Source organism: Pseudomonas sp. E1MeOHC2, from assembly GCF_058745025.1.
Genome location: NZ_CP196675.1, coordinates 3,027,050 through 3,049,218 on the forward strand (window position 1 = coordinate 3,027,050; position 22,169 = coordinate 3,049,218).

At 64.5% G+C, this 22,169-nt stretch carries 18 protein-coding genes; 5 read left to right on the plus strand and 13 right to left on the minus strand.

Translation table 11 applies throughout. The features are described 5' to 3' along the window. The first annotated feature begins 31 nt into the window (after positions 1-31). Genes mpl through ACSSU5_RS13580 form a run of 3 tightly spaced genes read left to right on the plus strand, consistent with a single transcriptional unit; the run spans position 32 to position 2,291 of the window. On the plus strand, positions 32-1,381 hold the full coding sequence (gene mpl, locus ACSSU5_RS13570; RefSeq protein ID WP_264310462.1) for a UDP-N-acetylmuramate:L-alanyl-gamma-D-glutamyl-meso-diaminopimelate ligase: 1,350 nt from the start codon (positions 32-34) through the stop codon (positions 1,379-1,381). Further along, a complete protein-coding gene (gene ubiX / locus ACSSU5_RS13575; protein ID WP_264310461.1) occupies positions 1,378-2,007 on the plus strand; it encodes a flavin prenyltransferase UbiX in 630 nt (209 codons plus the stop codon). Before mpl ends, ubiX begins: the two co-directional genes overlap by 4 nt. Further along, positions 2,004-2,291 carry a YceK/YidQ family lipoprotein gene (locus tag ACSSU5_RS13580; RefSeq protein ID WP_264310460.1) on the plus strand — a complete coding sequence of 96 codons (288 nt, stop codon included), beginning with the start codon at positions 2,004-2,006 and terminating at the stop codon, positions 2,289-2,291. The genes ubiX and ACSSU5_RS13580 overlap by 4 nt, the downstream gene beginning before the upstream one ends. 75 nt (positions 2,292-2,366) lie before the next feature. Here ACSSU5_RS13580 and ACSSU5_RS13585 read toward each other — a convergent pair whose 3' ends face one another. From ACSSU5_RS13585 to ACSSU5_RS13615, 7 genes are all read right to left on the minus strand, one after another. Further along, positions 2,367-3,011 (minus strand): oxidoreductase, encoded by a 645-nt coding sequence (locus ACSSU5_RS13585; protein WP_264310459.1) that lies wholly within the window; start codon positions 3,009-3,011, stop codon positions 2,367-2,369. A gap of 27 nt (positions 3,012-3,038) precedes the next feature. Further along, on the minus strand, positions 3,039-4,772 hold the full coding sequence (locus ACSSU5_RS13590; RefSeq protein WP_492559094.1) for a C13 family peptidase: 1,734 nt from the start codon (positions 4,770-4,772) through the stop codon (positions 3,039-3,041). A 389-nt stretch (positions 4,773-5,161) separates the two neighbouring features. Then, on the minus strand, positions 5,162-6,226 hold the full coding sequence (locus ACSSU5_RS13595) for a 2,3-butanediol dehydrogenase (RefSeq protein ID WP_264313983.1): 1,065 nt from the start codon (positions 6,224-6,226) through the stop codon (positions 5,162-5,164). Positions 6,227-6,280: 54 nt separating this feature from the next. After that, positions 6,281-7,387: an acetoin dehydrogenase dihydrolipoyllysine-residue acetyltransferase subunit gene (locus ACSSU5_RS13600; RefSeq protein WP_492559095.1), complete on the minus strand. Its 1,107-nt coding sequence runs from the start codon at positions 7,385-7,387 to the stop codon at positions 6,281-6,283. Beyond that, entirely contained in the window at positions 7,384-8,406 is a 1,023-nt protein-coding gene (locus ACSSU5_RS13605; RefSeq protein ID WP_264310456.1) for an alpha-ketoacid dehydrogenase subunit beta, read from the minus strand. Before ACSSU5_RS13605 ends, ACSSU5_RS13600 begins: the two co-directional genes overlap by 4 nt. A gap of 33 nt (positions 8,407-8,439) precedes the next feature. Further along, complete coding sequence (locus tag ACSSU5_RS13610) at positions 8,440-9,417, minus strand: thiamine pyrophosphate-dependent dehydrogenase E1 component subunit alpha (RefSeq protein ID WP_027594944.1); 978 nt, start codon at positions 9,415-9,417, stop codon at positions 8,440-8,442. Positions 9,418-9,439: 22 nt separating this feature from the next. Further along, complete coding sequence (locus tag ACSSU5_RS13615; protein WP_492559096.1) at positions 9,440-10,495, minus strand: ATP-NAD kinase family protein; 1,056 nt, start codon at positions 10,493-10,495, stop codon at positions 9,440-9,442. A gap of 283 nt (positions 10,496-10,778) precedes the next feature. On the opposite strand from ACSSU5_RS13615, the gene ACSSU5_RS13620 reads away from it, so the two are divergent. Next, positions 10,779-12,632 (plus strand): sigma-54-dependent Fis family transcriptional regulator, encoded by a 1,854-nt coding sequence (locus ACSSU5_RS13620; RefSeq protein ID WP_492559097.1) that lies wholly within the window; start codon positions 10,779-10,781, stop codon positions 12,630-12,632. Between the two features lie 213 nt (positions 12,633-12,845). On the opposite strand, the gene accC is transcribed toward ACSSU5_RS13620, so the two are convergent. From accC to ACSSU5_RS13650, 6 genes are all read right to left on the minus strand, one after another. Next, positions 12,846-14,201 carry an acetyl-CoA carboxylase biotin carboxylase subunit gene (gene accC, locus ACSSU5_RS13625; protein WP_264310453.1) on the minus strand — a complete coding sequence of 452 codons (1,356 nt, stop codon included), beginning with the start codon at positions 14,199-14,201 and terminating at the stop codon, positions 12,846-12,848. A 17-nt stretch (positions 14,202-14,218) separates the two neighbouring features. Further along, positions 14,219-14,683 carry an acetyl-CoA carboxylase biotin carboxyl carrier protein gene (gene accB / locus ACSSU5_RS13630; RefSeq protein ID WP_264310452.1) on the minus strand — a complete coding sequence of 155 codons (465 nt, stop codon included), beginning with the start codon at positions 14,681-14,683 and terminating at the stop codon, positions 14,219-14,221. Between the two features lie 100 nt (positions 14,684-14,783). Continuing rightward, entirely contained in the window at positions 14,784-15,236 is a 453-nt protein-coding gene (gene aroQ, locus ACSSU5_RS13635; protein ID WP_492559098.1) for a type II 3-dehydroquinate dehydratase, read from the minus strand. A 179-nt stretch (positions 15,237-15,415) separates the two neighbouring features. Further along, positions 15,416-17,194 (minus strand): protein-disulfide reductase DsbD, encoded by a 1,779-nt coding sequence (locus ACSSU5_RS13640; protein WP_492559099.1) that lies wholly within the window; start codon positions 17,192-17,194, stop codon positions 15,416-15,418. 220 nt (positions 17,195-17,414) lie between these two features. Beyond that, positions 17,415-19,376: a methyl-accepting chemotaxis protein gene (locus ACSSU5_RS13645; protein ID WP_492559100.1), complete on the minus strand. Its 1,962-nt coding sequence runs from the start codon at positions 19,374-19,376 to the stop codon at positions 17,415-17,417. Between the two features lie 116 nt (positions 19,377-19,492). Continuing rightward, entirely contained in the window at positions 19,493-20,851 is a 1,359-nt protein-coding gene (locus tag ACSSU5_RS13650) for a diguanylate cyclase (RefSeq protein ID WP_492559101.1), read from the minus strand. Positions 20,852-21,101: 250 nt separating this feature from the next. On the opposite strand from ACSSU5_RS13650, the gene ACSSU5_RS13655 reads away from it, so the two are divergent. Beyond that, positions 21,102-22,169, plus strand: coding sequence for a DUF2333 family protein (locus ACSSU5_RS13655; RefSeq protein WP_264310448.1), 1,068 nt, complete (start codon positions 21,102-21,104; stop codon positions 22,167-22,169).

Consider the following 22,169-nt stretch of genomic DNA (forward strand, 5'->3'; position numbering starts at 1 on the left):
TACCCTGCCTCGATGTTTTGCGAGGTCGACCATGCATATTCACATTCTCGGTATTTGCGGCACGTTCATGGGTTCCCTGGCGGTATTGGCCAAAGAGCTTGGCCACCGTGTCACCGGCTCCGACGCCAATGTCTATCCCCCGATGAGCACCCAGCTCGAAGCCCAGGGCATCGAACTGACCCAGGGCTACGACCCGGCTCAGCTAGACCCGGCACCCGACCTGGTGGTGGTCGGCAACGCCATGTCGCGGGGCAACCCGGCGGTGGAGTACGTGCTGAACAAGGGCCTGCCCTATGTCTCTGGCCCGCAATGGCTGGCCGACCATGTGCTGCAGGGCCGCTGGGTACTGGCCGTCGCCGGTACCCATGGCAAGACCACCACCAGCAGCATGCTGGCCTGGGTGCTGGAGCACGCGGGCATGAGCCCGGGGTTCCTGATCGGCGGTGTGCCGCAGAACTTCTCGGTGTCGGCGCGTCTGGGCGACACCCCGTTCTTCGTGGTTGAGGCCGATGAATACGACAGTGCGTTCTTCGATAAACGCTCGAAGTTTGTTCACTACCACCCACGCACTGCGATCCTCAACAACCTTGAGTTCGATCACGCAGATATTTTCCCCGATCTGGCGTCCATCGAGCGGCAGTTCCACCATTTGGTGCGTACTATTCCGAGCGAAGGCCTGGTGATTCATCCGACCACCGAGCAGGCGCTGGAGCGGGTCATCGGCATGGGCTGCTGGACCCCGGTGCAAACCACCGGTGAAGGCGGGCAGTGGCAGGCGCGCCTGCTCAGCCCCGACGGTTCGCGCTTCGAAGTGCTGTTCGAGGGCGAAGCCCAGGGCGTGGTCGATTGGGCGCTAACCGGTCAGCACAACGTTGCCAACGCCTTGGCCACCCTGGCCGCCGCTCGCCATGTTGGCGTGGTGCCGGCCATGGGCATCGCCGGGCTGAGCGCCTTCAAGAGCGTCAAACGGCGTATGGAGACGGTCGCCGAGGTTCAGGGCGTGACCATTTATGATGACTTCGCCCACCACCCGACGGCTATTGCCACCACCCTCGACGGCCTGCGCAAGCGCGTCGGTGAAGCGCCAGTGATCGCGGTGATCGAGCCACGCTCCAATTCGATGAAGCTCGGCGCCCACCGTGATGGCCTGCCAGAGAGCGTCAACGATGCCGACCAGGTCATCTGGTACGCCCCGGCCAACCTGGGCTGGGACCTGGCCGCCACGGCAGCGCAGTGCAAGGTGCCGAGCGTGGTCGCCGACAGCCTGGAGGCGATCATCGAGCGCATCAAGGGTCAGGCGCGCCCAGGCACCCACGTGGTGATCATGAGCAACGGCGGCTTCGGCGGCCTGCACGGCAAGTTGGCCGAGGCGCTGAAGTGAGCGGGCCGGCGCGCATCACCCTGGCCATGACGGGCGCTTCGGGCGCCCAATATGGCCTGCGCCTGCTCGACTGCCTGGTACGTGAGGACCGCGAGGTGCACTTCCTCATCTCCAAGGCCGCGCAGTTGGTGATGTCCACCGAAACCGACGTGCTGTTGCCCCCAAAGCCCCAGGCGATGCAGGCGTTTCTGACCGAATACACCGGCGCTGCCGATGGGCAGATCCGCGTGTATGGCAAGGAAGACTGGATGTCGCCGGTGGCCTCGGGCTCTGGCGCGCCGGCGGCGATGGTGGTGGTGCCGTGTTCCACGGGTACCTTGTCGGCGATTGCCACCGGCGCTTGCAACAACCTGATCGAGCGTGCCGCTGACGTCACGCTCAAAGAGCGTCGCCAGCTGATCCTGGTACCGCGCGAGGCGCCGTTTTCGACGATCCACCTGGAGAACATGCTCAAGCTGTCGCAGATGGGTGCGGTTATTCTGCCGGCGGCCCCAGGCTTCTACCATCAGCCGCAGACCATCGACGACCTGATCGATTTCGTCGTTGCGCGCATTCTCAACCTGCTGGACATTCCCCAGGACATGCTGCCGCGTTGGGGTGAGCATCACTTCGGGGTGGATGATTGAAGCGAGCGCTGTCGGGGTTGATGGTGCTGACGCTGCTCAGTGGCTGCGCCACGGTGCGCACCCTGGATGCCAACAAGCCGGGCGCGCCGGTGGTGTATGCCGGGACCCGGCTGGACCTGTATGTGATGAACGGCGGGTGCTGCCCCAAGGATCACTTCGGGGCGCTGGCACCGGCTTATCCTGGGCTGGATCTGCCCGGCAGCCTGTTGCTTGATACCCTGCTGTTGCCGTTGTCGTTGCTGACGGCGGCGGGGGTCGGCTTCCAAGCTACCGGCGGCCTGTGATGACGGTATCGACGCCCCTGTGGGAGCGGGCTTGCCCCGCGAGCACGGGCGAAGCCCGTGCCACCCACCGCGATGCTAGTTTTTGCCCAGCCGGCGCAGCTCATCCGACTCGATAACCCGCACCCCGTCTTCTTCTTCCAGCGCCAAGCGCCACAGCGCCCGCGCCAGGGTGCACGCCTCGATACCCCGATACTTCCCAGGTATCAGCTTGGAAAGCGGCGAAATCAGTTGTTCGCCAAAGCGCGGCTTAATGCGATCACCCAGCAACAGCGAGGGCCGGACAATGGTCAACTGCGGCCAGTCCTGGGCTTTGAGCGCCTCTTCCATTTCGCCTTTGACCCGGTTGTAGAAGATCGACGACTTAGGGTCGGCGCCGAGTGCGCTGACCACCAGCAGGTGCCGTGCTCCCAGTTCCCTGGCACGTTTGCTGAAGGCCACGACCATGTCCAGGTCCACGGCGCGGAACGCCGATTCGGAGCCTGCCTGCTTGAGCGTGGTGCCCAGGCAGCAATAGGCGATATCGACACGCCCCGCCAGCTGCGGGAGGAACACCGCCGGGTCGCCCACTGGGTTTTCCAGGTGCGGGTGTTCGGCCAGTGGCCGGCGAGTAGGCGCCAGCACCCGGCTGATGGTCGGTTCGTTGAGTAGGCGGTCGAGCAGGTGTTCACCCGTCAGACCCGTGGCACCGGCAAGCAAGACATGCTGAGGCGTCAAATACATGATGTCTCTCCCTTGTTACACACAAGCTTAGTGGTTGCGGGGCTTTTTTGCCTGCTCCTCCACGGTGGCCTGTGCAGCATTGCGTAGCGCTTCTTCGGCCTGTTGCCGCCTTAGGTGCTGCCAGTGTGCCAGTACTGCTGGCGGCGCCCAAAGCTGCGGTTCAGAGGCTTCGAAACCTTCCTTTAGTTCTCTTTCGGCAACGCTGGCGCGCGCCAGTTCAAACGCTTGTTTCAGGTCGTCGGTCTGGTTGAGCGCTTCGGCGAACAGGGCATCGCCAAAGTAGGTGAAGTCAGCTTCTTCGGAGCATCCGAAAGACACCCGATCGGCGCGCGCGGCCGTCATGATCAGCGTGCGATCGTCCTTGAGCGGTGCAATATAGCCCCCGGAATAGCAGGCAGAGATGACGATTACCTTGTCGCGATCTTTCAGCGGTGCCAGGGCACTGGCCAGTTCGTCGGCGGGCAGGTCGGCCAGTTGCAGGCGTGGTTGGTCGAGTACCAATTGGTGGTCGTGGCTGCCGTGGCTGGTGAGGTAGATGAACACCAGGTCCTCGGGGCCGCTGCGCTCGGCCAGGGTGCGAGCGGCGCGGGTGAGGTTTTCGCGGGTGGCCATGGGGCGGCTGGCCATGTGGTCACGGTGATTGACCAGGGTGACCTGGCCACGGGCGCCAAAACGTACCTTGAGCATGTTGCTGACATAGTCGGCTTCACGCAGGAACACGCTTTGCTGGCCATCGCCAGCCACTACCAGGCTGTAAAGCTGGATCGCCGGTGCGCTGTGCGGTACGCGTGCCAGCGCGTCTTCCAGCAGGCGGCCCTGATTGAGCAGGGCCAGGTCCAGCGGGTCGGGCAACAGCGTGCCTTTTGCGTCCCGCACGCGTACGCCGTTGACCCAGGTGCCGCCCTCGACCTTGCCGTTGGCCAGGGTCAGTCGGCCCTGGCCATGGTAGGCATCGTTTTCGAAGCCGCCGATGTACTGGCTGCCGTCGGCCAGTTTCAGGTTGCCTTGGCCAGCAAGGTGCCAGTCAACGAAACCGCCTTTGTAGTGGCTGCCATCGCTGCCGAGCAGTTCGCCTTCGCCAATGAGTGAGCCGTCCTTGAACTCGCCGATCCATACGTCGCCGTCGGCGCTTTCATAGCGGCCGCGGCCCTCCAGGCGGTTGTCCTTGAATTCGCCGATGTACTGCTCGCCGTCGACGCTGTTGTAGGTACCGCTGCCTTGCAGCTGGCCATCGACGAAACGGCCGCTGAACTGGTTGCCGCTGGCATCGCTGCGCACCCCGGCGCCGTTCGGCTTGCCCTTGGCGAACAGGCCCTGGTAGCGGCTGCCGTCGGCAAGCGCCAACTCGCCCGCGCCCTCGTACTGGTCGTCTTTGAACTGGCCACGGTAAGTCTGGTCGGTTTGCTTGAGGGTGCCCTCACCGTCGCGGCGGCCGTGCTTGAAGGTACCGGCATAGTGGCTGCCCGGTGTGGTCAGGTCGCCCAGCCCCTGGAACAGGCCTTCGGCGAACTGGCCACGGTAGACTTCACCATTTCGACCGTGCCACTCGCCCTGACCATGCCACTGGCCATCCTTGAAACCACCGGCGTACCAACTGCCGTTGGGGTAGTCGATGCGGCCCTCGCCCTGCAGCAGGCCGTCGACCACCTCACCCCGGTAACGCCCGCCGTCAGGCAGGCGCGCGTCCGGAGGTAATAGCGATTCGCCATCTCCGCACGCGGCGAGCAACAGGATCAAGGTGATAGGGAGCAGTGGACGCATGGTGGAGACCGGGCAATAGGTCTGCCGAGTATGACGCAGAATGGGATCCTGAGACAGCGAGCGCATTGGGGGAATCTGTGGGTGATTGCCCAGCCTCTTGGGGCAGTTCACATTGTGGGAGCGGGCTTGCCCCGCGAATGAGGCCACGCGGAGCATGGCACCGGCTTCGCCGGTGTTCGCGGGACAAGCCCGCTCCCACAGAGTTGCTGCTAACTCAGTGAGTTGAGTTTGCTCTATGAGAGATTGCCCAGCCTCTTGGGGGCAGTCCACATTGTGGGAGCGGGCTTGCCCCGCGAATGAGGCCGCGCGGAGCATGGCACCGGCTTCGCCGGTGTTCGCGGGACAAGCCCGCTCCCACAGGGGGCGACAGGCTTTGAGCTTTTGTTACATCAACGCACGCCCGGCGAAACGATAATCTTCACGTTCTCCTCCTTGTTGTTCACCAGTTCTTCGAAGCCCAGTTCGACGATCTGCTCAAGCCCGATCCGGCCCGTCACCAGCGGGCGGATATCCAGCCTTCCGTCAGCGATGAAGGCGATTACATCGGCAAACTCCCCGTTGTACGCCAGGGCCCCGAGCACCTGTTTCTCGGTGGACACCAGTTCGAAGAAGTTGAACTCGCTGGGTTCTTCGAAGATACCCACCAGCACGCATTTACCCGCCTTGCGAATCGTGTCGATGGCAAGCTTCGCGGTGTGCTTGTTGCCGATGCACTCGAAGCTCACGTCCGCACCAAGCCCGGCAGTCAGTGCGCGGATTTCTGCCAGGGCATCGCATTGGCTAGGGTCCAGCACCACGTTGGCACCCACTTCGCGCGCCTTGGCCTTGCGCGCCGAGGACATTTCCAGGGCAATGACCTGCGCCGCGCCAGCGGCCTTGGCGCACATGATGGTGCACAGCCCAATGGTGCCAGCGCCCACCACCACCACGGTTTGCCCAAGCAGGCTGCCGGCCTTTTTCACCGCGTGCATGCCTACCGCCAGCGGCTCGATCAGCGCGCCGGCTTCTGCCGGAAACCCCTGGGGCAGCCGGTACAGCAGGTTGGCGGGGACGTTGACCAACTCTGCGAAGGCGCCATTGTTCATCAGGCCGGTGAAGGCCAGTCGCTCGCAGATGTTGTACAGCCCATGGGTGCAGTAGTAGCAGGTGCCGCAATGCTGGCAGGCGTCCGCCGCCACCGGGTCGCCGACCGCGAAGCCCTCGACGCCTTCGCCGAGTTTGGCGATTTCGCCGCAGAATTCGTGGCCAAGGATGCACTGGCCCTGAATGCCGGTCAGCGGGTGGGGCGCCTCTACCGGGATGAACACCGGCCCTGCGACGTATTCATGCAGGTCGGAGCCGCAGATCCCGCACCAGTCCACTTTGATTTGCACCCAGCCAGGCGCAGGGTCGGCAGGCAAGGGCACCTGTTCGACGCGGATATCATGGCGGCCATGCCAGACGGCAGCGCGCATGTGAGTGTGGCTCAGGTCATTCATTTTTATTGTCTCCAGGCTCACGCGTAAGGGTCAGTGCTTGCGCAGGAAGGCGAGCAATTGTTGGTTGACCTGTTCGGCCGCCTCCATCTGCACCATGTGGCCGGCGTCTGGCAGCACCAGCACTTCGGCTTCCAGCCCTTCGGCATGGCTGGCCGGGATGATCGCGTCCTTGGCGCCCCAGATCACCAGCGCCGGATGCTGCCCCAGCACACCGCGCAGGTCGTGGCGCTGCTGGTCGCCTTCGGCGATGGCCGACGCCAGCTGGCGCAACGCTGCGTCGACGCCCTCCAGCCGCTTGAACTTGAGCATGTCCTCAAGCAACTGCCGGGTGACCAGCGCCGGGTCGGCAAACAGCTGCACCATCTGCGGCTTGAGTGCGTTGCGGTTTGCCGCGGCCACGAAACCTTGCAAGTACTGCCCGTTGATCGCCGCCCCCAGGCCTGCACTGGCCACCAGGCTCAGGCTGGCCACCCGCTGCGGCGCCAGGCGCGCCACGTTCAGGCTGACCGCGCCGCCCATCGAATGCCCCGCCAGGTGGGCCCGGGGAATCTCCAGGTGGTCGAGCAGCGCCAGCACGCTTTCGCTCAGTTCATCCAGGTCGCCGCGTTGCAGGGCCTTGGCCGATTCACCATGCCCCGGCAGGTCGAGCGCGATGACGCGGCGTTCGGCCGCCAATGCCGGGTGGTTGAACAACCAGTTGTTCAAGTCACCGCCAAAGCCATGCACCAGCACCAGCGGCGTTCCGCCTTCGCCCAGTTCGAACCAGCGCAACAGGCGGCCGCCCACTTCGGCTTTTTGCGGGGCAGGCCCTTGCACTTGGTCCGCGCCACCTTCGGCGACGAATTCGGCCTGGAAGCGCTGCACCACGGCATCGATCTCGGCCTCGTCGGCTTCGCCTTCGACTACCACGGCCAGCAATGCGCCGACCGGCAATGTTTCATCCGGCTGGGCCACCAGGCGGCGCAGCACACCGCTGAAGGGGGCTTCGACGCTGCTGCTGATCTTGTCGGTCTCGACGTCCAGCACTTCGTCGCCTTTGTTGATGGGGTCGCCTTCCTGCTTGAGCCAGGTGTCCACCCGGCCCTCGGTCATCGACAAGCCCCACTTGGGCATGGTCAGCGTATGGATCTGGCTCATGCGGCGCTCCTTGCAGCTTCGATCACCTTGCGCACGGCGGCCTCGATCTTCGCCGCGTCGGGGATGTACAGGTCTTCCAGGGCATCGGAGAACGGCACCGGCGTGTGTGGCGCAGTGACCATCTCGATCGGGCCCTTGAGGGCGCCGAAGGCCTTCTGCGCCACCAGTGCGCTGATGTCGGTGGCCATGGAGCAGCGCGGGTTGGCCTCGTCGATCACCACCAGGCGGCCGGTTTTCTCCACGCTTTCCAGAATGCTGCCTTCATCCAGCGGGCTGGTGGTGCGCAGGTCCAGTACTTCGCAGTCGATGCCTTGGCGGGCCAGGTTGTTGGCGGCTTCCAGGGCGATGTGGACCATGCGGCCGTAGGTCACCAAGGTTACGTCGTCGCCATCACGCAGGAAGTTGGCTTCGCCGAACGGCACGGTGTAAACCTCTTCCGGCACCTCGCCCTGCATGCTGTAGAGCAGCTTGTGCTCGCAGAAGATCACCGGGTCGTTGTCGCGAATCGCCTGAATCAACAGGCCCTTGGCATCGTACGGCGAGGACGGGCAGACCACCTTCAGGCCGGGGATGTGCGTCCATAGCGAAGTGAGCATCTGCGAGTGCTGGGCGGCCGCGCGCAGCCCGGCGCCGTACATGGTGCGCATCACCAGCGGGGTGACCGCCTTGCCGCCGAACATGTAGCGGAATTTGGCGGCCTGGTTGAGGATCTGGTCCAGGCAGCAGCCGGCGAAGTCGACGAACATCAGTTCGCACACCGGGCGCAGGCCCTGGGTGGCGGCACCGACGGCGGCGCCGACATAGCCGATTTCGGACAGCGGCGCATCGAGCACCCGCCCTGGGAACTGGTGATAGAGGCCTTTGGTCACGCCCAGCACGCCGCCCCAGGCATCTTCCTCGCCGGGCGCACCCGCGCCACCGGCCACGTCTTCACCGATGATGAACACCGTGCTGTCGCGGCGCATTTCCTGGGCCAGGGCTTCGTTGATGGCCTGCTGGTAGCTGATCTTTCTTGCCATGGTGATTCTCCTCTTGTTCTTGTAATCCGCGGCTCAGGGGTAGCTGACGTAGACGTCGCTGAGCAGGTCGGCGGGCTGTGGCTTGGGATCGGACTTGGCGCGGCGCACGGCGTCTTCGATCAGGTCTTCGACACGCGCGTCGATGGCGTCCAGCTGTTCGGCGCTGAGCAGGCCGGCCCGGGTGGTCTTGTTGCGGAACTGCATCAGGCAATCGCGGGACTCGCGCAGGTTCTTCACTTCGTCCGGGGCGCGGTAGGTTTGCGCGTCCCCTTCGAAGTGGCCGTAGTAGCGGCTGAGCTTGACCTCGATCAGCGACGGGCCTTGCCCGGAGCGCGCCCGCTCGATGGCCGCGCCAGCGGCTTCGTACACCGCGAAGAAGTCGAAGCCATCGATGGTCACGCCAGGCATGCCGAAGCCGGCGGCGCGGTCGGCAATATGGTCGCAGGCCACCGACCAGTTCGAGGCGGTGGCTTCGGCATAGCCATTGTTCTCGGCGACGAAGATGCACGGCAGGTTCATGATCGAGGCCATGTTCATGGCTTCGAACACCGCACCTTCGTTGGAGGCGCCGTCGCCGAAGAAGGCCACCGACACGTCATCGCGGCCCTTGAGCTTGGCGGCCAGGGCGGCGCCGGCAACCAGTGGCGCACCGGCGCCGACGATGCCGTTGGCGCCGAGCATGCCTTTTTCCAGGTCGGCAATGTGCATCGAACCCCCTTTGCCACCGCACACACCGGTCTTCTTGCCGTAGATCTCGGCCATCATGCCGTACACATCCACGCCCTTGGCGATGCAGTGGCCATGCCCGCGGTGGGTCGAGGCAATGCAGTCGCTGTCGCGCAGGTGGGCCATGACGCCTGCGGCGGACGCTTCTTCACCGGCATAAAGGTGGACGAAGCCGGGAATCTCGCCGGTGGCGAACTCCACGTGCAGACGCTCTTCGAATGCGCGGATGGTGCGCATCACTTCATAGGCATGCAGCAATTGTTCTGTACTGAGTTGATTGGACATCTTGTTGTTCTCCAGGGTTGTCTCAACACGCGGTTGCAGGGTGTAGCCGGTGGCCGCGGGCAACGGCCAGCAGGTGATGGCGGGCGGCGTGGGCCAGCACGGCCTCGACGTCCACGGTGAGCGGGCCCTGGTGGTCCAGGGTGATGGTGGGCGTGTCGTGTTCGGCGAATTCGATCTCGCGTTCGCCGTCCAGCGCCAGGGTGCCGCTGGCCAGGCTCAGGCGATGGGCGACGCCTGGCGTCAACGGGCCGCTGGCGGTGATGCCGCAGCCTTGCAGCAGGCCAGGTGCCAGGGGGGCGAGCAGGGCCTGTTCGGCGCCGGGGTTCAGGCGTACCCAGGCGCCGTTGGCGTCCTGGCGAGACACCGGGCACCACAGGCCGCACAAGGCGGACAGGCCAATGGCGTGGGGTTCGGCGAAGCAGGCGAACACTTCGCTGAGGTCTTCGCTGCGGCTCAGGGCGCGGGCGCCGATGAAGCGCTGGGGCGACACGGCGACCTCCACCAGGGCCCACTCGGCCAGCTGCTGCTCGGGCACCTTCACCAGCAAGCGCTTGTTGCGGCGCAGGCCGATGCTGGCGGGCACCCGGCCGCTGGCGAGCAAGCCACCTGCCAGGCCGGCGCTGGTGGCTTCGCGCAGTTCAGGGAAGGCATTGTTGGTGCCGGTGGACAAGGTCAGCAGTGGAATGTCACCGGCCTCGGCAGCGACTGCCTTGTGGGTGCCGTCGCCGCCGAGCACTGCGATCATCGCCACGCCGTGCTCGACCATGCGCCGGGTGGCCAAGCGGGTATCGGCAACGGTCTGGGTCAGCGGCAGGTCGATAATCTCGATGTTCGGCCAGTGCTGGTCGCGGGCGCCGGGGCCTTGGCTGGCCTTGAGCACGGCGGCAGCGATGCCGGTCATGTCGGTCGGCAGCAGCACCCGGCCAATGCCGGAGGCACCGAAGGCGGCGAGCAGGCGCTGGATCGCCGAGGCCTTGTCGGTGCTCGAATAGAGCCCGGCACTGGCGGTCAGGCGGCGCAGGTCGCGGCCGGAGGCAGGGTTGGCAATGATCCCGACAGTCGGGGTGGGTTGCGGCATGGCGCACCTCATGTTCTTGTTTGTCAGGGTCAGAGCAAGGGCGGTGCCAGCTTTCTTCGAGCTGCCTGAAGTGGCCGTGCCAGAGCGGTTTCTCGATAGGGTTTGGTGTGTCCCGGGCAGGGCCGGCGAGACGCGGGGTGCCACCGCGCGGCTGCGTTTGCCGAGACGCTGAGACGCTGCGTCTCAAGCGAGCCGGTAATCACACAGTGCTTGTCGGGGCTTGTGCGCAAGTGCTTAATGGCCGCACAACGATAAAAACAGCAATGAGAACCGGAGGGCCTGAATGCTTGCCGCGAACTCCCGAGCCCATGTCGACTGCGTCAGCCGGGTGCTGAAAAACGCCGATCGCCTGCCACAGGCGCCGGTGCCGCCACTGATCCTCGACTCCTGGCGCCGCTCCATGGACCTGTATCGCCTCGATCCAGGCTCCCAGCAGGGGCCACGTATCCTTTCCCAAAGCCTGCTTAACGAGTGCCGCGAGCGCGCGGAGCTGTTTTTGCGCATTGCCAGCGATGCCGTGGCGCGGCTGCATGAGCAGGTGCGCGGCGCCGACTATTGCGTGCTGCTTACCGATGCCCAGGGGCAGACCATCGATTACCGGGTCGAGTCAGCCATCCGCAATGACTGCCGCAAGGCGGGGTTGTACCTGGGCACCTGTTGGTCGGAAGGCGAGGAGGGCACCTGTGGGGTGGCGGCGGTGCTGACCAGCAAGGCGCCCGTCACGGTGCACAAGCGCGATCATTTTCGCGCCGCCTTCATTGGCCTGACCTGCACGGCGGCGCCGGTGTTCGACCCGCTTGGCGAGCTGCTTGGCGTGGTGGATGTGTCGGCCTTGCAGTCCCCGGACGATCGCCGCAGCCAGCACTTGATTCGGCAGTTGGTCGAGCAGACCGCACGCGAGATAGAAAACGCGTTCTTTATGCACAGTGCCCAGGGCCATTGGGTCATGCGCGCGCACGGCACGCCGGGCTACGTCGAGAGCCAGCCGGACTACCTGCTGGCCTGGGATGCCGACGGCCGCCTGCAGGCGATCAACAGCCTGGCCCGCCAGCGGCTGGTTGAGCGCCTGGGCCGCTTGCCTGAGCACATCGGCGAGCTGTTCGACCTGGGCCAACTGCGCTACATCAACGCGGCCTCGGCGCAACGCCTGCCAGGCTGGGGCGAGCTGTATGGCCGGGTCAGCGCGCCGCAACGGCGCCAGCGGCCGCAGCCGCTGCGCCAAACGCAGGACGCGCGCATCGAGCAGCATTTACGCCTGGCCACGCGGGTCAAGGACTGCAACCTGGCGGTGCTGGTGCAAGGCGAGACGGGTTCGGGCAAAGAAGTCTTCGCCCGTCAGTTGCATTTGCAGAGCCAGCGGCGTGAGGGGCCCTTCGTCACCTTGAATTGCGCAGCCATCCCCGAAAGCCTGATCGAGAGCGAGCTGTTCGGCTATGTGGCCGGGGCATTTACCGGTGCCTCCAGCAAAGGCATGCAAGGGCTTTTGCAGCAGGCCGATGGCGGCACCCTGTTTCTCGACGAAATCGGCGACATGCCGCTGAACCTGCAAACCCGCCTGCTGCGCGTGCTGGCCGAGGGCGAGGTGGCACCCTTGGGGGCGGCCCGGCGTGAGCGGGTGGACATCCAGGTGATTTGCGCGACGCACCGGGACCTGGTGGCGATGGTGGCGGACGGGCGCTTTCGCGAGGACCTGTACTTCCGCTTGGCCAACGCCAGGTTCGAATTGCCGCCGTTGCGTGAGCGGGAGGATCGGCTGGGCTTGATTCATCGGTTGCTGGTCGAAGAAGCCGAGGCCTGCGGGGTCGAGGTGGTGCTGGCCGACGATGCGCTGCAGGCGCTGTTGCTGTACCGCTGGCCGGGCAATTTGCGGCAACTGCGCCAGGTGTTGCGCTATGCCTGCGCGGTGAGTGAGGGCGGGTGGGTGCGGCTTGGAGATTTACCGCAGGAGGTGCGTGGCGATGCCGTGGCTTCTGCCGAAGTGGATGCCTGCAGCCCGGCTCGGCAACTGTTGCTCGATGCGTTGATCCGGCACCGCTGGAAGCCGGCTGATGCGGCGCGGGCGTTGGGGATATCGCGGGCGACGCTGTACAGGCGGGTGCATGAGCACCGGATCGAGATGCCTAGAATGAAGGGGTGATGGGCTTGCCTCAGGATTTTCAGCGCCTGTGAGATCGAGCGCCGCCCGCGCGGCGCTTCGCGGGGCAAGCCCGCTCCCACATTTGTTTCGGGCCCGAAGCAGATGTGTGGGCTTGTCCCGCGAACACCGGCGAAGCCGGTGCCATGCACGGTATCCCAGCCAATAAAAAACCCCGGAACTCGTCCGGGGTTTTTGGTACATCACACTACGCGATCACTCCTGGCTGGCCAGTTTGTGCTCGAGGTAGTGAATGTTGACGCCGCCTTTGCAGAAACCTTCATCACGCACCAGGTCGCGGTGCAGAGGGATGTTGGTCTTGATGCCGTCGACGACGATCTCGTCCAGGGCATTGCGCATGCGCGCCATGGCTTCTTCGCGGTCCTTGCCGTAGGTGATCAGCTTGCCGATCAGCGAGTCGTAGTTCGGCGGAACCGAATAACCGCTGTACAGGTGCGAATCGACGCGAACGCCGTTGCCACCTGGGGCGTGGAAGTGCTTGACCTTGCCTGGGCTCGGGATGAACTTCTTCGGGTCTTCGGCGTTGATCCGGCACTCCAGGGAGTGACCACGAATCACCACGTCTTCCTGGCGGAACGACAGCTTGTTGCCAGCGGCGATGCTGAGCATCTCCTTGACGATGTCGATGCCAGTGACCATTTCCGACACCGGATGCTCAACCTGTACGCGGGTGTTCATCTCGATGAAGTAGAAGTTACCGTTCTCGTACAGGAACTCGAAAGTACCCGCACCGCGGTAGCCGATTTCGATGCACGCATCGACGCAACGCTTGAAGACTTCCTGACGGGCCTTCTCGTCGATGCCCGGTGCCGGCGCTTCTTCCAGCACCTTCTGGTGGCGGCGCTGCAGCGAGCAGTCACGGTCGCCCAGGTGGATGGCGTTGCCCTGGCCGTCGGACAGTACCTGAACTTCCACGTGACGTGGGTTGGTCAGGAACTTCTCCAGGTAGACCATCGGGTTGCCGAACGCAGCACCGGCTTCGGTACGGGTCAGCTTGGCCGAAGAGATCAGGTCCTCTTCCTTGTGCACCACACGCATGCCGCGACCACCACCGCCACCGGCGGCTTTGATGATCACCGGGTAGCCGACGTCGCGGGCAATCGCCAGGGCGACTTCTTCGTCTTCCGGCAGCGGGCCGTCAGAGCCTGGTACGGTCGGTACGCCCGACTTGATCATCGCGTCCTTGGCCGAAACCTTGTCGCCCATCAGGCGAATGGTGTCGGCTTTCGGGCCGATGAAGGCGAAACCGGATTTCTCTACCTGCTCGGCAAAGTCGGCGTTTTCGGCCAGGAAGCCGTAGCCCGGGTGGATCGCGGTGGCGCCAGTCACTTCGGCGGCAGCGATGATCGCCGGGATGTGCAGGTAGGAACCTTTGGATGGCGCAGGACCGATGCAGACCGATTCGTCTGCCAGGCCCAGGTGCATCAGTTCGCGGTCAGCCGTGGAGTGCACGGCGACGGTCTTGATGCCCAGCTCTTTGCAGGCACGCAGGATCCGCAGGGCAATTTCCCCGCGGTTGGCGATCAGGACTTTTTCGAGCTTCGCAGACATCGTTGGCTCTCCGCGGTTCAAACGATGGTGAACAGCGGCTGGTCGAACTCAACCGGCTGGCCGTCTTCTACCAGGATGGCGTCGATGACACCGCCGAACTCGGCTTCGATGTGGTTCATCATCTTCATGGCTTCGACGATGCACAGGGTGTCGCCTTTTTTCACCGACTGGCCAACTTCAGCGAAGTTAGGCGAGGTCGGCGATGGCTTGCGGTAGAAGGTACCGACCATTGGCGAGCGAACCACGGTGCCTTTCAGGGCAGGTGCAGCGGCAGCGGCTTCGGCGGCAGGTGCAGCGGCGGCAGCGGCTGGAGCCGCTACAGGTGCGGCAGCCATCGGGGCCGGTGCGTAGAACTGTTGAGCAGCTGGGGTCTTGCTGTGACGGCTGATACGGACCGACTCTTCGCCTTCCTTGATCTCCAGTTCGTCGATGCCAGACTCTTCCAGCAGTTCGATCAGTTTCTTGACTTTACGGATATCCATTAATCATCAACTCCCAAAGGTTCGGTCAGGGGGCGTAATTGAAAACGTGTCTAAAACGTTTCTCTCTAACCCCGGCCCACTTAGGCCAGGGTCTCTGTCATCAGGGCTGTGCGTTGGCAGCCAGTTGTTCCAGCGCGTACTCCAGGGCCAGGCGATAACCGCTGGCGCCCAAGCCGCAAATCACCCCTACGGCTACATCGGAAAAGTAGGAGTGGTGACGGAACGGTTCGCGTTTGTGCACGTTGGACAGGTGCACTTCGATGAATGGGATGCTCACCGCAAGCAATGCGTCACGTAATGCGACACTTGTGTGGGTGAAAGCAGCCGGATTGATCAGGATGAAGTCCACACCCTCGTTGCGTGCGGCGTGAATGCGGTCGATCAGTTCGTATTCGGCATTGCTCTGCAGGTATTGCAGATGGTGGCCTGCGGCGCGGGCACGTTGCTCCAGGTCCTGGTTGATCTGGGCCAGGGTCACGGCGCCGTAGTGGCCCGGCTCGCGGGTCCCGAGCAGGTTGAGGTTGGGGCCGTGGAGCACCAGTAGCGTAGCCATCTGCGGATTCCTTGGATTTGTAGGGCAATTCGACACAGCGCGGCGAGTGTGCCGCAAAGCGACTGCAAGTGTCCAGTTCCCTGCAATAGCCAGCACGATGTCCGAGATTCGCGCGAAGTATGTGACCGGATGATTAAATCCGGTCACTCTATTGAGGATTTTTCGTGGCCCGCGGGAAGTTATAGACCGAGTTTGCCGCGCACGCGCGTCACAACCCCGGCAAAATCGCCGGCGTTTATCTCGCCAATCACCCGATCAGTGGTCATTTCGCTGCCGTTCGGTGCAAAGAACAACAGCGCAGGCGGGCCGAACAGTTGATAGCGGTCCAGCAGGGTGCGTTGCTCGGCGTTGCTTTCGGTGATGTCGAAGCGCAGCAAGGTGAAGGCGCTCAGTTGCGATTGCACCTGGGGTGCATTGAGCACTTCGTGCTCGATCACCTTGCAACTGATGCACCAGTCGGCGTACCAGTCGAGCAGCACCGGCTGGCCGGCGGCCTTGGCCTGGGCCAGGGCGGCGTCGAGCGCGGCGGGGGTGGTGATGGTTTGCCAGGCATCGGCCGTGGCGGCGGGGCTGGTGCCGCCTGCGGCCAGGGTGGGTGCAGGCAATGGACGCAGGGGGTCGCCCTGGCCGTTCAGGGCGCCGTACCAGCAGGCGAGGGCGTAGACCAGCAAGGCCAGGCCGAGCAGTTGCGCCAGGCGCTGGCGCGGGGTCTTGATGACGAATTCCAGGGCGCCAAGGAATAACGCCACGCCGGCCGCCAGGAAGCCGACCAGCAGCAAGGTCAGCGGCCCCGGCAGCACGCGGCTGAGCAGGCCGATGGCCAGGCCCAGCAGCAACACACCGATGGCGTTTTTCACCGTGTTCAGCCAAGGCCCGCTCTTTGGCAGCCAGGCCGCCCCGCCGGTGGCCACCAGCAGCAACGGCGCACCCATGCCCAGGCCCAGGGCGAACAGCTTCAGCGCGCCCCCCAAGGCATCGCCGCTGGCGCTGATATAAAGCAGCGCACCGGCCAGTGGCGCCGACACGCAAGGCGACACCAGCAGGCTGGAGAGCACACCCAGTACCGCCGCACCTACTAGCGAGCCACCTTTGGTGCGGTGGGCGAGCGTGTCCAGGCGACTGTTCAAGGCGTGCGGCAGCTTCAGTTCGAACAGGCCGAACATGGCCAGGGCGAACACCACGAAGAACAGCGCGAAAGGCACCAGAATCCACGCCGACTGCAGCCGCGCCTGCAGGTTCAGGCCCGCGCCGAACAGGCCCATCAGCGCGCCCAGCACGGCGAAGCTGGCAGCCATCGAAATGACGTAAGCAAGCGACAGCGCAAGGCCGCGCAGGCCGCCGGCCTGGCCGCGCAGGACCACGCCAGAGAGGATCGGCAGCATCGGCAGTACACAGGGGGTGAAGGTTAGGCCGACGCCGGCGAGGAAGAACAGCAGCAGGGATTTCCAGCTCCAGGCCTGTTCACCTGTGGCAGGTGCCGCGCTGCGGGTGCCACCTTCGCCATCGATGCTCAGGCGCTCGGTTTCCGGCGGGTAACACAGGCCCTTGTCGGCGCAACCTTGGTACCCCACCAACAGGGTGAATGCGCGTGGGTCGGTGCGTGGCAGTTCGATGTCGAGCACACCGTGATACACCTCGACGTCACCGAAGAACTCGTCGTGCTTGGCTTCGCCCTTGGGGATGACGGGCGTGCCCAAGGCCACGTCGGCCGGTTCCGTGCGGAACTGGAAACGGTGGCGGTAAAGGTAATAGCCGTCGGTGGCGACGAAGCGCAGCTTGATGGTTTGGGCGTCGGCCTGGATCAGGCTGAGCTTGAACGCTTCGTGCACGGGCAGGAAATCGGCGGTGTTGGACAGCGAAGCGGCGCCGAGGGTGGCGCTGGGGCGATTGTCGAGCAGGCCCGTGGCGAAGGCAGGGCTGGCCAGCAGCAGGAACAGCAGGAGAAACAGGCGGCGCATGGCGGACTCGCGAGGTGGAACGTGCTGGGCATGATAGCGGAGTTGGTCTTGGTTTGGCGTGTGGCGTCTGGGAGGGCGACACATGGCCGATGGCTGATTCGCCTGTACTGGCCCTTTCGCGGGGCAAGCCCGCTCCCACAGGTTTACCGCCAACCTCGAACGCAGAGAAGATCCTGTGGGAGCGGGCTTGCCCCGCGAAAGGGCCGGCACAGGCAAACAATCAAACCCTGAACGCCCGCACAGCCGTACTCAGCTCGCTGCCCAGGTTCAGCAATTGCTCCCCTTGCTCACGCCCCTCGCCAATGCGCTGCAAGTTGTCCTCGCCCAACGCATGAATCCGTTCACTGTGGTCGCGAATCTCGCTCACCGCGCCGCTCTGTTGCGCCGTGACATCGGCAATTCGCACGGCGGTATCGGCAATGGTCCGAATGGCGCGGACGATTTCATCCAGCGCGCCATCTGCAGCCTGGGCCTGGTTGGCGGTGGCTTCGGCATGTTCGAGTTGGGCCCGCATGCCCGCCACCGAGCCTCTAGCCGCTTGTTGCAAACGGTCGATCAGCGCCTGGATCTCGCCGGTCGCGCCCGTAGTGCGCTGTGCCAGCGAGCGCACCTCATCAGCCACCACGGCGAAGCCACGGCCCATCTCGCCCGCGCGGGCGGCCTCGATCGCGGCGTTGAGGGCCAGCAGGTTGGTCTGCTCGGCAATCGAGCGGATCACCGTCAACACACCGCCAATGGTGGCGGACTCTTCAGCCAGCTGTTCGATCATGCGGGCATTGCCCTGCACCTCGTCGACCAGCTCACGCAAACCCGACAAGCTCTGGCCGATCACCGCCTGGCCGTGTTCCACCGCCCGCCCTGCATCGCGGCTGGCGTCGGCGGCCGCGCTGGCATCGCCGGCCACTTGCTGAATGGTCGCTTCCAACTCACCCAGCGCGTCGCGGATCTGCCCGGTGTCGCCGGCCTGGCGCTCGGCACCGTCGTGCAGGGCGGCGCTCATGCCGGCCAGGGCGTGGCTGCTGCCAGCCACTTGCTCGGCATTGTGGCGCAGGGTGCCGACCAGCTCCACCAGGTACTGGCGCAGGCGGTTGAGCGATGCCTGGATGTCGTGCAGCTCGCGGTTGGTCTTGCCCAGGCTGATGGGGGCGGCGAAGTCGCCCTCGGCCCAGTGCGACAGGGCCGGGGCCAGGCTGGTCAAGGTGCGCGCCAAGCGCCTTTGCAGGGTGTCGATGAGCAGGGCGATCAGCAGGATCAGGCCGATCATCAGGCCTTGGCTGATACGCACTTCGGCGGCAATGTTGGCGTGCTCGCCACGGACTTCCGGCTCCAGCCCGGCGATGGCCTGTTGCACCGCGTCGAGGCGCTGGCCAGTGCTGGCGGCCAGGGCGGCGCGGCGCTCGATCTGCTCGCGGGTGCGTTGCAGTTCGGCCGGGTAGCGATTGAGCAGGCTCTGCAGTTCGCGCTTCAGGCCCACGGCGATGTCTTCCTGCTGCTCGCTGGCCTGGGTTTGAAGGCCCATCATGGCGGCGAAATCGTCGGCATTGGACTCGGCCGCACGGGTAATGCCCAACAACGGCAAGCTGTCGAGGGCCTGAGCTTGGGTGCGGATCAGTTGCAGCTCGCGCTCCACTTCGTCGGCCAGTTCCGGGCGGCCGCTGCTGACCAGCTTGTCGCGGGCCAGCGACAGGCGCCCCAGGTGCACGCTGGCATCAAGCAAGGGCACCAGGTAACGGTTGGCCTCGGCACTGCCGCTGTCGCGGGCGTAACCGGCCAGTTGTTCGAAGTTGGCCCCCAGTTCGCGCTCGGCCTGCAACAGCAGTGCTTGCGGGTCGCCGGCCAACTTGCCGGCCGCCAGCAGTTCTTCGGCGGTAAAGGCCTGCAGGCTGTCGAGGCTGGGGCGCAGTTTGTTGGCCAGCGCGTCGGGCCATTCGGCCAATGCCGCCTGCAACTGTTGGTTGGCCTCCATGGCGGCGGCATGGCGCAAGGCATCACCGCTGGCCAAATAGGCCTGAATGTTGCGCGCCGCCTGGTTCTGGAACTGCTGGGACAGGCCCAGGTAGCGCTCCATCATCTGATAGGGGCGCTCCAGGGCACGCTGTGACCACCACAAGGTCACGCCGAGGGCGATACAGACAGTCACCAGCAACAGGGTGTTGAAATTGGTCAGCCACTTCAGGCGCATAGCCGCGAACTTCCTGCGGGGAGGGGGCGAGGTAAGCGCCTGAAGTTATTGCGGTTTTGTTACGCAGTGATGACGTCTGTGTCCTGGCGTCAAAAAAAAGATGGCACTTTGCCTGCCTAGGGCTCCACGCGCACCACGCAGTTACGCCCCGCGTGCTTGGCCCGGTACAACGCCTCGTCCGCTGCGCTGGCCATGGTCAGTGCATCCAGTTCGTCGTCCAGCTGCACCACGCCGGCACTGAACGTGCAGTTCAGGTCACGCGGCTGCGCCGGATAAAGGATCTCGGCAAAACGCCGGCGGATTTCGTCCAGCACCTTGTGCGCAGCGTCCAGTGCGGTATTAGGCATGACGATGGCAAACTCTTCGCCGCCATAACGGCCGATGAAGTCGGTCTTGCGCAGCCGTTGCTTGAGGAACAATGCCAGGCTCTTGATCACCCGGTCGCCCATGGGGTGGCCATGGCGGTCGTTGATTTGCTTGAAGCGGTCGATATCGAGCATGGCGAAGCTCAACGGCTGCTGCTCGCGCCGGGCGCGGAAGCTGCAATCTTCGAGCAGTTGCAGAATATGAGTGTGGTTGTACAGCCCGGTGAGGCTGTCACGCACCATGCGTGCCTTGAGGTGGCGGGCGCGGGCGGCGCGGTTGCGCACGGTGGTGATCAGGTGGCGCGAACGAAACGGCTTGGTCAGGAAATCATCACCGCCTTCGCTCATGGCATCGAGTTGCTTGTCCAGGTCGTCCTCGGCCGACAGGTAGATGATCGGCACACTGACGTAGCGGTCGTTGTGGCGGATCACCTTGGCCAGCTCCGGGCCGGTGCAGGCGGGCATGTACAGGTCGAGGATGATCAGGTCGGGCTGGAAGTCGGCCAGTTCCGCCATGGTGCCGATCGGGTCGGTCAGGCTGCGGGTGATCATGCCTGCGCTGCTGAGCACCCGCTCAGTGTGCAGCGCCTGGGTGCGCGAGTCGTCGATGATCAGCACCCGCAGCGGGTCGTGCGGGGTCGCGTTGGTCAGCAGTTCGACCTTCTCCAGCAGGCTGGACGCCTCTAGAGTGCCGGTCAGGAACTCCTTGCCGCCAGCACGCACGGCGGCAAGCCGGGTGGGGGTGTCGGTTTCGTGATGGCTAAAGAACAGCAGCGGAATCGGCTGCTGCACACGTTGCTGAGCTTGGGCGGCCAAAAGCAGGCCCTGGCCGGCGCCGGTGAAGTCGACGTCCATGACGATGGCCGATGGCGGGCATTCAGCGAGCGATGCGCGAAACGCATCGGCACTGAACAGGGCCTGTACGCCGAGGCCGAAAAACTCCAGCTGCTGGGCCAGACGCTGGGCGCGCTCATGGTCCTGCAGCAGGATGTACACCGGCTTGCGCAGGGGCGGCAACGGCACCTGGTTGAGCTGGTCATCCTTGCGCAGGCCGGTACGCGACAGGTGCTGGGCGGGGCTCTGCTGGCTCGGATCGACTGCTTCGCTCATGTCCTGGCTACTTATGGGTGGGGGGGTATGCAGGTTCGATGATGGCTCTATGCTAGCAGCTCTTTTCCTTTGGGTGAGTGCCCTCAGTCAACAAAGGGTTTAGAACGAATATTCAGTTACTGACTGCTTGGTCGCTTATGCGTACGGCCATGTCTGCTTTATAGTGCTGCGACGCGGGCTTGCCGTGGCACCCTGGCGCACGCCTGTGGTCCAAGCCCCTGAACCGTCGAGACTGATTAAGGACAATGCCATGCTGGACTGGAAAAACCGCGAGGCCAAAGCCGAACCCCGCGAGCGTGTTGATGGCCGTGGCGCCGCCGCCCGTAGCTACCTTGGCGGCCTCTGGAGCCGTGCCCTGGGTACCCTGATCGGTCTGTACCTGCTGGTCTGCATCGGCCTGGGCTGGTACTGGAGCCAGGAGCCGGAGCTGTTCCCGGTGCAGCAGAACGCCCAGGCCGCGGCCGAGCGTAACGGCCAGCAGATGGTAGTTGGCTACACCACCATCGAAACCCTCAAGACTGTCGCCGGTACCTTGCTGGACAAGCCAGGTGGCTACATTTCCAACGACCGCTTCCCGCCGGGGCTGTGGATGGACAACATGCCGAGCTGGGAATACGGCGTGCTGGTTCAGGTCCGCGACCTGTCCCGCGCACTGCGCAAGGACTTCGCCCGCTCGCAGTCGCAGTCCACTGAAGACGCCGACCTGGCCAAGGCCGAACCGCGCTTCAACTTTGACAACAAAAGCTGGATCCTGCCGTCGAGCGAGTCGGAATTCGAGGAAGGCATCAAGTCGCTTAACCGCTACCAGACACGCCTTGCCGCAGGCGACAAGGGCGCGATCTTCTACACCCGCGCCGACAACCTGAACAACTGGCTGGGCGATGTGGCTACCCGTCTGGGTTCGCTGTCTCAGCGCCTGTCGGCCAGCGTTGGCCGGGTCAAGCTCAACACGACCCTCAAGACCGAGTCGGTACAGCCTGGCCAGGCGCCGCAGGTTGACGAGGAACTGGTCGAAACCCCATGGCTGCAGATCGACAACGTGTTCTACGAAGCCCGTGGCCAGGCCTGGGCGCTGTCGCACCTGCTGCGGGCCATCGAGGTGGACTTCGCCGACGTACTGGCCAAGAAGAACGCCACGGTGAGCGTGCGCCAGATCATCCGTGAGCTGGAAGCCTCGCAGGAAGCGCTGTGGAGCCCGATGGTGCTCAACGGCAGCGGCTTCGGCATGTGGGCTAACCACTCGCTGGTCATGGCCAACTACATCTCCCGGGCCAACGCTGCGGTCATCGACCTGCGTCAGCTGCTGTCGCAGGGCTGA

Excerpts from the sequence above, each read along its gene's own strand:
- mpl (WP_264310462.1), top strand. The coding sequence starts at position 32 with ATGCATATTCACATTCTCGGTATTTGCGGCACGTTCATGGGTTCCCTG.
- ACSSU5_RS13585 (WP_264310459.1), bottom strand. The coding sequence starts at position 3,011 with ATGTATTTGACGCCTCAGCATGTCTTGCTTGCCGGTGCCACGGGTCTG.
- ACSSU5_RS13590 (WP_492559094.1), bottom strand. The coding sequence starts at position 4,772 with ATGCGTCCACTGCTCCCTATCACCTTGATCCTGTTGCTCGCCGCGTGC.
- ACSSU5_RS13595 (WP_264313983.1), bottom strand. The coding sequence starts at position 6,226 with ATGCGCGCTGCCGTCTGGCATGGCCGCCATGATATCCGCGTCGAACAG.
- ACSSU5_RS13600 (WP_492559095.1), bottom strand. The coding sequence starts at position 7,387 with ATGAGCCAGATCCATACGCTGACCATGCCCAAGTGGGGCTTGTCGATG.
- ACSSU5_RS13605 (WP_264310456.1), bottom strand. The coding sequence starts at position 8,406 with ATGGCAAGAAAGATCAGCTACCAGCAGGCCATCAACGAAGCCCTGGCC.
- ACSSU5_RS13610 (WP_027594944.1), bottom strand. The coding sequence starts at position 9,417 with ATGTCCAATCAACTCAGTACAGAACAATTGCTGCATGCCTATGAAGTG.
- ACSSU5_RS13615 (WP_492559096.1), bottom strand. The coding sequence starts at position 10,495 with ATGCCGCAACCCACCCCGACTGTCGGGATCATTGCCAACCCTGCCTCC.
- ACSSU5_RS13620 (WP_492559097.1), top strand. The coding sequence starts at position 10,779 with ATGCTTGCCGCGAACTCCCGAGCCCATGTCGACTGCGTCAGCCGGGTG.
- accC (WP_264310453.1), bottom strand. The coding sequence starts at position 14,201 with ATGTCTGCGAAGCTCGAAAAAGTCCTGATCGCCAACCGCGGGGAAATT.
- accB (WP_264310452.1), bottom strand. The coding sequence starts at position 14,683 with ATGGATATCCGTAAAGTCAAGAAACTGATCGAACTGCTGGAAGAGTCT.
- aroQ (WP_492559098.1), bottom strand. The coding sequence starts at position 15,236 with ATGGCTACGCTACTGGTGCTCCACGGCCCCAACCTCAACCTGCTCGGG.
- ACSSU5_RS13640 (WP_492559099.1), bottom strand. The coding sequence starts at position 17,194 with ATGCGCCGCCTGTTTCTCCTGCTGTTCCTGCTGCTGGCCAGCCCTGCC.
- ACSSU5_RS13645 (WP_492559100.1), bottom strand. The coding sequence starts at position 19,376 with ATGCGCCTGAAGTGGCTGACCAATTTCAACACCCTGTTGCTGGTGACT.
- ACSSU5_RS13650 (WP_492559101.1), bottom strand. The coding sequence starts at position 20,851 with ATGAGCGAAGCAGTCGATCCGAGCCAGCAGAGCCCCGCCCAGCACCTG.
- ACSSU5_RS13655 (WP_264310448.1), top strand. The coding sequence starts at position 21,102 with ATGCTGGACTGGAAAAACCGCGAGGCCAAAGCCGAACCCCGCGAGCGT.